We start from the raw sequence: 301 nt of genomic DNA on the forward strand, positions 1-301 counted from the left end.
CCGTTTCCTGCTTCTTTGTGTACTTCGGTAAACGACCAAGTTGTTCATGGTATCCCCAGCGATAAAATAGTTCTTAAAGAGGGCGATATTGGCCGAGATAACAATTTTGCGTTTAACATTTTCGCGGCTTACTGTGTTGGGGCCCATCGAAGAAGTTACATATCCACTGAAACCCCATTGAGCACGTAGAATTTCCTGCATCAACATATTATTACCACAGGAACTCCCAACAGGCGAACATCCCCGTTACTTTTAGGTATCTCAATTCCCAAGATAGGATGAGGGAGATATTTATCCTCAC

The 301-nt window shown here is 43.2% G+C and carries 1 pseudogene; it reads left to right on the plus strand.

The annotated features are described in order from the left end of the window. Positions 1-90 (plus strand): annotated as a pseudogene (locus tag D0T85_RS22405) (type I methionyl aminopeptidase); the annotation flags it as partial. Positions 91-301: the final 211 nt, after the last annotated feature.

The sequence above is a fragment of the Bacteroides sp. 519 genome (assembly GCF_010500955.1).
Classification (GTDB): Bacteria; Bacteroidota; Bacteroidia; order Bacteroidales; family Bacteroidaceae; genus Bacteroides.